Raw genomic sequence first — 8,707 nt, 5'->3', positions numbered from 1 at the left:
TTCGCGGGCAAGTCGGATCGCCGCACCGCCGCTCCCACAGGTTCGGTGTCGATCACAACATTTGGGCACGACACAAATCCTGTGGGAGCGGGCTTGCCCGCGATGGGGCCATCAGCTTCACAGCATCTGCCATTTGACACACACCAGCCATCCGGCAAAGCTGCATCGAGCTTCAACGCGCGCCTGACGGTAAACGCACCTGGACCATGGAAGTCGTAATGCCGAAACATAAAAATAAAGCCGCAGCCCCAAACCCTGATTCGCCACCGCCCCTGATCAAGCGTTATCTGTTCCCTGTCACCATCGGCATCCTGCTCCTGGCCGTGGCGGGTATCGGCTGGTTTTTGCAGAGCAGCACCCCGGCGCCACTCAAGCCTGCTCCCCTCAGCACACCTGCCGTACAACCGGCCAAACCGCAACCGGTTGCTATCGCGCCGGCGAAAATGGTCGATGAGCAACAATGCCAGGGCTGCCACGGCGAGCAGGTCAAGGATTGGCAAGGCTCCCATCACCAATTGGCGATGCAGGAGGCCAACGTCGAAACGATGCTCGGCGACTTCAATAACGTCACCTTCAGGGCCGAAAAAGAGGCCACGGTGTTCTCGCGTAAAGGCGACGAATTCTGGGTCAACACACCGGGTATCGATGGCAAGAATGCCGATTTCAAAGTCGCTTACACCTTTGGCGTTGCCCCGTTGCAGCAATACTTGATCGAGGTCGGCGATGGTCGGCTACAGGCCCTCGGCGTGGCCTGGGATACCGAGAAGCAGCGCTGGTTTCACCTCTATCCGGGCCAGGGCGTGACCTTCAAGAACCCGCTGCACTGGAGCAAACCGAGCCAGAACGCCAACTTCATGTGCGTCGAGTGTCACACCACCGGGTACAAGCGCAATTTCGATGCGGCAAAAAACACCTTCGACAGCCACTGGAACAGCCTCGGTGTCGGCTGTCAGGCCTGCCATGGCCCGGCGTCCAGTCACCTGGAGTGGACCGCGAAGAAAACCGACCTGATCCATGCCGGATTTGCCGTCGACCTCAAGGACAGGAACGCCACCGTGGAAATCGAAACCTGCGCCCGCTGCCACTCACGCCGCGCACCGCTGGACGACGGTTACACGGTTGGCAAGCGCCTGATGGACGACTATCTGCCAAGCGTCCTGACCCGCGAGCTGTATGCGCTGGACGGCAAGATCAAGGACGAAGTGTTCGAACACGGCTCCTTTGCCCAGAGCAAAATGTTCGACAAGGGCGTGCGTTGCAGCAACTGCCACAACCCTCACAGCACGCAGCTAAGGGCGCCGGGCAACGGTCTGTGTCTGCAATGCCACAACACCGCCGGCAAAACCACCGTGGAAGGCGTCGACGGCAAAGGCCTGCAAGCGAAAAACTACGATTCCATCGAACACACCCGCCACACTATGGGCCAACCGGGTTCGCAGTGCGTGGATTGCCACATGCCCGGCAAGTTCTACATGGGCAACGACTTCCGGCATGACCACAGCTTCAGCATTCCCAATCCCGAGCGAGCGAAAAAGCTCGGCACGCCGGACGCTTGCCTGACCTGCCACCAGGGCAAGGACGGCGACAAAATCACCGGACAATTCAAGCTGTGGAATACCGCCAGCACCCCGCAAGCCCCGCGCTACGACGAAAGCCTGTGGCTGATTCGCAACGGCCAGCCCGGCGCGGCGCAAGCCTTGTACGAGCAGTTGCAACGCAGCAATCTGCCAGCTATTCAACGGGCGACCTTGCTGGCCGAATTGCCGATGTACCCCAGCGAACAGGCGTTGAAACTGGCGACCAAGGATCTGGGCAATCCGGCCCCGCAAGTACGTGAAAGCGCCATCCGGGCGATCAGCGCTTTCCTGCCGCCAGCGGAGCGTGCACAGCTATTGACGCCGTTGCTCAGTGACCCGGTGAAAGCCGTGCGCATTGCCGCAGCCCGGGACTTGCTCAGCGTGGCACGCAATGGCTTGGGCACCGCCCAGGACAGCTGGAATGCCGCCATCGCCGAATACGAAACGGTGCAGAAAAGCCTGGCCGAACGCGGCGAAGCCAATCTCAACCTGGCGATGCTGTATCAGGCCAGTGGTCGTGGTGGTGATGTCGAAGGCCTGCTGCGAACTGCGCTCGAGCGAGATCCGGACTTCTACCCGGCACTGGTAACGCTGGTGCAATGGCTGGAAGCCAACGGCCGCACTCAGGAAGCCCAGGCGCTAATGGTGCAAAGCCTCAAGGAGCACCCGGACGCCGCCCTGCTGCAACACACCCAGGGCCTGTCGCTGGTACGCGCGGGCAAAGCCGACCAGGCCATGCCGTTCCTGCGCAAAGCCGCGCAACTGGAGCCGCAGAGCCCGCAGTACGGCTACGTGCTGGCGGTGGCCCTGCATGACAGTGGCAAGGTGGATGCCGCGTTCGAGGAGCTGGAAAGGTTGTTGAGAGTTCAGCCGGCCAACCGCAATGCGCGGCTGTCGCTGATTCAGTATTACCTCGACAACGGACAGGAACCGAAGGCTCAGGTGCTGCTGCAAGGCTGGAAGAAAATCAACATGGGGGATCCAGCATTGAAATGACGGGAGACTCTTGTAGGAGCGAGCTTGCTCGCGATGGTGTTACGGGCGACGCGTTTATCCAAAAACTCGCGTTTTCGTTGACGCCCATCGCGAGCAAGCTCGCTCCTACAGGGGCCGACTTCAACGACGTCTGAACAACGGCCGCGGCTCGATCACCGAACGCCCGTACAGCACACTCATCCCCGCCAGGCCTTTCAACGCATCCTCGGCGGATTTGTCTTCGCGCACGGCGAAGCTGTCGAAACCGCATTGGCGCATGTGGCTCAGTTGATCGCGCAGAACGTCGCCGATGGCACGCAATTCACCGGCCCAACCCAATCGGGTGCGCAGCAGATAGGCCTGGCTGTAGCCGCGACCATCACGAAAGCTCGGGAAGTCCAGGGCGATCAGCGGCAGCTGGGCAAACCATGGCTTGAGACTTTCAACTTCATCGTCCGGCCCCAGCCACACCCCCTGTTGCCGTGGGTTTTCCAGCCATAGGGCGAGCGGGAGAATCACGGCACCGTCAGGCACTGGTTGCTCGGGGTCCCGCAACAGGGTCCATGGATCATCCGCCACAATCCGCGCCACGCCCTCCTCCAGCCGCAACAGATTGTTCATACCGACACCTCCAGCACTTTCGGATAGACCGCTTCCTTGAACGGCTCAAGACCGATGCGCTGCACAGTGTCGACAAACTGCTCCTCGCTCTCGCGATAACGCACGAAAGTCTCGATGATCTGCTCGATCACCTGCGGCACTTCGGCGGCGCTGAACGACGGGCCGATGACCTTGCCCAGCGCGCTGTTCTTGCCCTGGGCGCCGCCGAGGGTGATCTGGTACCACTCGCTGCCGTTCTTATCGACGCCGAGGATGCCGATGTTACCGATGTGGTGGTGACCGCAGGCGTTCATGCAGCCGGAGATATTGAGGCTGATGTCACCCAGATCGTGCAGGTAGTCGAGGTCGTCGAAACGCGCCTGAATGCCCTGGGCAATGGGGATCGACTTGGCATTGGCCAACGCGCAGAAATCACCGCCGGGGCAAGCGATGATGTCGGTGAGCAAACCGGCGTTGGCGCTGCCGAGATTGTGTTCGCAAGCCAGGCACCACAGCGCGAACAGCTCGGCTTTTGGCACGTCCGGCAGCACGATGTTCTGTTCATGAGCAATGCGGATCTCGCCGAAACCGAAGCGTTCGGCCCAGTCGGCCACCGCTTCCATTTGTTTATCCGTGACGTCGCCCGGTGGCGAAGCGCTGCCCGGTTTGGTCGACAACACCACGCTGGCATAGCCCGGCACTTTATGCGGCTGAACATTGCGCAGCACCCAGCGCGCGAACGCCGGGTTGTCGGCCAGATGCGTGCCGTAATCGAGGCTGGTGTCCGCCAGCACACGATAAGGCGGCGCGACGAAGGCACTGGCCACACGCTCGAACTCGTCAAGGGTCAGTTGCGCCGGGCCGTCCTTGAGGTGCTGCCACTCCTCCTCCACTTCCCGGGCGAAGGCTTCTATGCCCAGGGCCTTGACCAGGATCTTGATTCGCGCCTTGTATTTGTTGTCCCGCCGGCCATGGCGGTTGTACACCCGCAATACCGCCTCGACGTAGGACAGCAGGTGCTGCCACGGCAGGCCTTCGCGGATCTGCAAACCGAGGATAGGCGTGCGCCCCAGACCGCCGCCAACGATCACCCGCAGGAGCATTTGCCCATCGTTGCCAAGGTAAAGATAGAGGCCGATGTCATGCATCATGATCGCCGCCCGGTCCTGTTCGGCCGAGCAGATGGCGATCTTGAACTTGCGTGGCAGAAACAGGAATTCCGGGTTGATGGTCGACCACTGCCGCAGGATTTCCGCCAGCGGTCGCGGGTCGATCATTTCGTCTGCCGCAACCCCGGCAAAAGCTTCGGTGGTGATGTTGCGCACGCAGTTACCGGAGGTCTGGATCGCATGCATTTCCACCTGGGCCAGGCGTTCGAGGATGTCCGGTACCTGGGCCAGTTCGATCCAGTTGAACTGCATGTTCTGCCGGGTGGTGAAGTGGCCGTAACCGCGATCGTAATCCCGGGCGATGCTCGCCAGCGTGCGCATCTGCTGGGCACTCAGCGTGCCGTAGGGAATGGCGACGCGCAGCATGTAGGCGTGTTTTTGCATGTACAGGCCGTTCTGCAGGCGCAACGGCAGGAACTCTTCTTCGCTCAGTTCGCCGGCCATGAAGCGCTCGACCTGATCGCGAAACTGCGCAACCCGCTCGAACACCAGTGCCCGGTCATAATCATCGTACTGATACATGTAAGTACCTCATCAGGATTGACCGCGCATCCCCGTAACTTCACACCGCCCGTAGCAGCTGCCTCGCGTTGCTCGGCAGCTGCTACGGGCGGTGGGGTTTGGCGGTTCTTGTGTGGCATGACTATGGACCTGCGGCGCAGATCATTACAGATTCACCTGAATGCATAAAAACCGTATCAGAGCGCGGCAGATGGCCGCCAGCGGCTCTCAAATCTGATCTGCATAAATGAAAGTTTCCTGAGCCTGTTTTGTTTCCATCGGGATTTCTACAGTGCACGGCATTGCAACCGTGGAAGCATCGATCATGAGCACAACAACTATCGGACAGGCCTATAACTACAAGGTCGTGCGCCAATTCGTCGTGGCGACCGTGATCTGGGGTATCGTCGGGATGGCGATGGGCGTGTGGATCGCCTCGCAACTGGTGTGGCCGCAGATGAACCTGGACCTGCCGTGGACCACCTTCGGCCGCTTGCGCCCGCTGCACACCAGCCTGGTGATTTTCGGTTTCGCCGGCAGCGCACAATTCGCCGCCAGTTATTACGCGGTCCAGCGCACCTGTCAGGTGCGACTGTTCTCGGACAAACTCGCTGCCTTCACCTTCTGGGGCTGGCAGTCGGTGATTGTGGTGATGCTGATCACCCTGCCGCTGGGCTATACCACCACCAAGGAATACGCCGAGATCGAGTTCTCCGGCGCGGTGTGGATGACCGTGGTCTGGGTTGCATACGCCGTGGTGTTCTTCGCCACCGTGGTGCAGCGCAAGACCAAACACATCTATGTCGGCAACTGGTTCTTCGGGGCGTTCATCGTGGTCATTGCGATGCTGCACGTGGTCAACCACCTGTCGATTCCGGTGGGCTGGTTCAAGTCCTACCCGGTGTACTCCGGGGCCACCGACGCCATGGTCCAGTGGTGGTACGGGCACAACGCCGTGGGCTTTTTCCTGACCACCGGTTTCCTGGGCATGATGTATTACTTCGTGCCGAAACAGGCCGGTCGCCCGGTGTATTCCTATCGCCTGTCGATTGTGCATTTCTGGGCGCTGATTACCCTGTACATCTGGGCCGGTCCGCACCACTTGCACTACACCGCGCTACCGGACTGGGCGCAGTCGCTGGGCATGGCCATGTCGCTGATCCTGCTGGCGCCGAGCTGGGGCGGAATGATCAACGGTATGATGACCCTGTCCGGTGCCTGGCATAAATTGCGCACTGACCCGATCCTGCGTTTCCTGGTGTTGTCCCTGGCCTTCTACGGCATGTCGACCTTCGAAGGACCGATGATGGCGATCAAGACCGTCAACGCCCTCTCCCACTACACCGACTGGACCATAGGCCACGTGCACGCCGGGGCGCTGGGCTGGGTGGCGATGATTACCTTCGGTGCGACCTATCACATGGTGCCGAAGGTATTTGGACGTGAGCAGATGCACAGCACGCCGCTGATCAACCTGCACTTTTGGCTGGCGACCATCGGCACCGTGCTGTACATCGCCTCGATGTGGGTCAACGGCATCACCCAGGGCCTGATGTGGCGCGCGATCAACGATGACGGCACGCTGACCTACTCCTTCGTCGAAGCCTTGCAGGCCAGCCATCCGGGATTCGTCGTGCGCTTTGCCGGCGGGGTGTTCTTCCTCAGCGGCATGCTGCTGATGGCCTACAACGTGTGGCGCACGGTGCGGGTAACGGACGTGGCGACGGTGGAACGTGAGGCGCAGATAGCCTGATGACTGAAGTCGTGCTGAACCTGCTGGGTATGGGGTTTCTGTGGTTCGCCATCGAATACTGCCTGCGCCACCAGACCACCGAGAGCCTGGACGACGCCAGCCTGATCCCGTTTGCCGACGACCCTGAGGTGGCTCGACGGGTGGAGGCGGCTACCGGGAAGACCATCAATGCAGTGGCGCCCGAAGAGGCGAAGCCAGGCTGGGGAAACACCGATTTCTGATGCAACACCGATCCCTCAGGGTTACTTGTCTCAGACACGATCCCGGGGGATCAAAACCTGTAGCTGCTGCGCCAGAAAATCCGCATCGAACGCAAAGGTATCCGGGTCTTTCAAGCCATTGGTCTTGCGCCACTGCCAGGCGTTCGACGGCGGCAGGCACACCAGCGAAACGCTGCCATAGCGCGCAGCGGTAAAGCCCATCACTGCCAGGGAAATCTGCCCACCGGCGCCCATCACATCCGGCACGAACTCCACCGGTTTGCCGGCAATCGCAATGGACAGTTTTTCGGTCTTGAACGTCGACGTCTCGACCGGCACGCTCGGCCCGAACGCAACATAGGCTTCGCGTTTCACCTCCAGCAGATTCGGCGCCAGCACCGGCTCCAGCCATTGCTGGATCTGATCGAACAGATCGCCGATGCGCGTCGCCCACTCGGCCGATTGCGCCTCAAACACTTGTTTTTTGTGCGCTTCGCTTTCTGCGTAGTGGCGAAGCATCTCGCCCAGTTGCCGTACGTCGTCCATTGCGGTGTTCCTTTGGTTGGAGCGGTACTGCGGACTTCGAGCATGGCAGATGCGCGCACGCTGCGTACGACTAATACCTGACGACAGTTTGCACCGTCGGGTAATCGCGGGCACTGTAGGTGCGCACTTCACCTGACAAACGGAGCACGATATGCACACCATCGGCCTGATCGGCGGCATGAGCTGGGAGTCCAGCGCCGAGTATTACCGTCTGATCAACCAGCAGGTACGCGAGCGCCTCGGACCGTTGCGTTCGGCGAAATTGCTCATGTACAGCGTCGACTTCGGCCCTGTCGAACAGGCCCAGCACGCCGGTCGCTGGGACGACGCGGCGTTGATCCTGGTGGATGCCGCGCAGCGTTTGCAGGCAGGTGGCGCCGATTGCGTGGTGTTGTGCACCAACACCATGCACAAGGTCGCCGGGCAGATTCAGGCCGCCATCGACATTCCCTTCCTGCACATCGCTGATCCGGCCGCTCAGGCAGCGGTCGAGGCCGGTGCCTTCAAGGTGGGTTTGCTGGGCACCGCGTTTACCATGGAACAGGACTTCCTCAAGGCACGCCTCGCTGCCCGGGGCTTGACGGTGCTGGTGCCGGAGGCCGAGGAGCGCCAGGCCGTGCACCGGATCATCTACGACGAGTTGTGCGTCGGCGTGATCAGCGAAGCCTCACGCCAGGTGTATCAGCAGGTGATCAAGGCGCTGACTCAGCGCGGCGCCCAGGCGATCATCCTTGGCTGCACGGAAATCGGTTTGCTGATCAAACCCGAACACAGCACCCTGCCCTTGCTCGACACCACCGAGCTGCATGCGCAAGCTGCGGTGGCGTTCGCCCTGGGCGACTGACTCAACCGGCCTTGGGCGTGCGACGCAGGCGCGCCATGCTCAAGGTGTCCACCAGCACACCGTCGCGTACGGCGTAATCACGCAACAGGCCTTCAGTTTCGAAACCGAACTTGCGATACAGCGCAATGGCCGCTTCGTTGTCGGCGTACACCGAAAGCTCGACGCGCTGCAGGTTCATCCAGTTGTCGGCGATATCCAGCGCCGTAGTGAGCAGCCTGGAGCCCACGCCCTTGCCCTGCCACGCCACCGCAACACCCATGCCGAAACTGCCGGCATGGCTGCGACGAATGCGCGAGAACTGCTCCAGGCCAATGTTGCCGATGACCGTGCCTTGATGCAGAGCCACCACTTTCACCAGGCGTTCGTTATCCAGCGCCAGGCGACTGCGCCAGAGTTCGGTGGACTGAAACGGCATTTGCAGGGTTTGGCGGGCGATTGCAGGATCGTTGTACAGCGCCGTAATGCCTTCGATATGGGATTCGTTGAAGCGTTCGAGGGTGATGACGGGATCAGTGGCTGGCATGGGTGAATCATCCTTGAAG

At 60.9% G+C, this 8,707-nt stretch carries 8 protein-coding genes and 1 pseudogene; 5 read left to right on the top strand and 4 right to left on the bottom strand.

The features are described 5' to 3' along the window. Together PMI29_RS32450 and PMI29_RS25245 are read left to right on the top strand one after the other, a co-directional pair. Nucleotides 1-219: pseudogene (locus PMI29_RS32450) on the top strand (hypothetical protein); the annotation flags it as partial. Then, nucleotides 219-2,573, top strand: a complete 2,355-nt coding sequence (locus tag PMI29_RS25245; RefSeq protein ID WP_007994532.1) for a tetratricopeptide repeat protein — start codon at nucleotides 219-221, stop codon at nucleotides 2,571-2,573. The pseudogene PMI29_RS32450 and the gene PMI29_RS25245, both read left to right, overlap by 1 nt. Nucleotides 2,574-2,693: 120 nt before the next feature. Here the strand turns inward: PMI29_RS25245 and PMI29_RS25250 are convergent, their stop codons facing one another. Together PMI29_RS25250 and PMI29_RS25255 are read right to left on the bottom strand one after the other, a co-directional pair. Continuing rightward, nucleotides 2,694-3,173 (bottom strand): DUF934 domain-containing protein, encoded by a 480-nt coding sequence (locus PMI29_RS25250; protein ID WP_007994531.1) that lies wholly within the window; start codon nucleotides 3,171-3,173, stop codon nucleotides 2,694-2,696. Then, a complete protein-coding gene (locus PMI29_RS25255; protein WP_007994529.1) occupies nucleotides 3,170-4,843 on the bottom strand; it encodes a nitrite/sulfite reductase in 1,674 nt (557 codons plus the stop codon). The genes PMI29_RS25250 and PMI29_RS25255 overlap by 4 nt, the downstream gene beginning before the upstream one ends. 304 nt (nucleotides 4,844-5,147) lie before the next feature. Between PMI29_RS25255 and ccoN the strand changes: the two genes are divergently transcribed. Beyond that, nucleotides 5,148-6,575, top strand: coding sequence for a cytochrome-c oxidase, cbb3-type subunit I (ccoN, locus tag PMI29_RS25260; RefSeq protein WP_007994528.1), 1,428 nt, complete (start codon nucleotides 5,148-5,150; stop codon nucleotides 6,573-6,575). After that, on the top strand, nucleotides 6,575-6,796 hold the full coding sequence (locus tag PMI29_RS25265) for a hypothetical protein (RefSeq protein WP_007994527.1): 222 nt from the start codon (nucleotides 6,575-6,577) through the stop codon (nucleotides 6,794-6,796). Before ccoN ends, PMI29_RS25265 begins: the two co-directional genes overlap by 1 nt. Before the next feature lie 30 nt (nucleotides 6,797-6,826). On the opposite strand, the gene PMI29_RS25270 is transcribed toward PMI29_RS25265, so the two are convergent. Next, the gene (locus PMI29_RS25270) at nucleotides 6,827-7,321 is read right to left on the bottom strand and encodes a hypothetical protein (RefSeq protein ID WP_007994525.1); all 495 of its coding nucleotides are present in this window, start codon (nucleotides 7,319-7,321) and stop codon (nucleotides 6,827-6,829) included. A 151-nt stretch (nucleotides 7,322-7,472) separates the two neighbouring features. Between PMI29_RS25270 and PMI29_RS25275 the strand changes: the two genes are divergently transcribed. Then, complete coding sequence (locus PMI29_RS25275) at nucleotides 7,473-8,165, top strand: aspartate/glutamate racemase family protein (RefSeq protein ID WP_007994524.1); 693 nt, start codon at nucleotides 7,473-7,475, stop codon at nucleotides 8,163-8,165. Between the two features lies 1 nt (nucleotide 8,166). On the opposite strand, the gene PMI29_RS25280 is transcribed toward PMI29_RS25275, so the two are convergent. Next, nucleotides 8,167-8,688 (bottom strand): GNAT family N-acetyltransferase, encoded by a 522-nt coding sequence (locus tag PMI29_RS25280; RefSeq protein WP_007994523.1) that lies wholly within the window; start codon nucleotides 8,686-8,688, stop codon nucleotides 8,167-8,169. Nucleotides 8,689-8,707: the final 19 nt, after the last annotated feature.

The sequence above is a fragment of the Pseudomonas sp. GM49 genome (assembly GCF_000282355.1).
Lineage (GTDB): Bacteria > Pseudomonadota > Gammaproteobacteria > Pseudomonadales > Pseudomonadaceae > Aquipseudomonas.
Note: the sequence above shows the minus strand (reverse complement) of the source record. Positions and strands in the feature narration are given on the sequence as shown.

Bases quoted from the DNA above. Each gene is read 5' to 3' on its own strand.
- PMI29_RS25250 (WP_007994531.1), bottom strand. From the start codon at position 3,173: ATGAACAATCTGTTGCGGCTGGAGGAGGGCGTGGCGCGGATTGTGGCG.
- ccoN (WP_007994528.1), top strand. From the start codon at position 5,148: ATGAGCACAACAACTATCGGACAGGCCTATAACTACAAGGTCGTGCGC.
- PMI29_RS25265 (WP_007994527.1), top strand. From the start codon at position 6,575: ATGACTGAAGTCGTGCTGAACCTGCTGGGTATGGGGTTTCTGTGGTTC.
- PMI29_RS25245 (WP_007994532.1), top strand. From the start codon at position 219: ATGCCGAAACATAAAAATAAAGCCGCAGCCCCAAACCCTGATTCGCCA.
- PMI29_RS25275 (WP_007994524.1), top strand. From the start codon at position 7,473: ATGCACACCATCGGCCTGATCGGCGGCATGAGCTGGGAGTCCAGCGCC.
- PMI29_RS25280 (WP_007994523.1), bottom strand. From the start codon at position 8,688: ATGCCAGCCACTGATCCCGTCATCACCCTCGAACGCTTCAACGAATCC.
- PMI29_RS25255 (WP_007994529.1), bottom strand. From the start codon at position 4,843: ATGTATCAGTACGATGATTATGACCGGGCACTGGTGTTCGAGCGGGTT.
- PMI29_RS25270 (WP_007994525.1), bottom strand. From the start codon at position 7,321: ATGGACGACGTACGGCAACTGGGCGAGATGCTTCGCCACTACGCAGAA.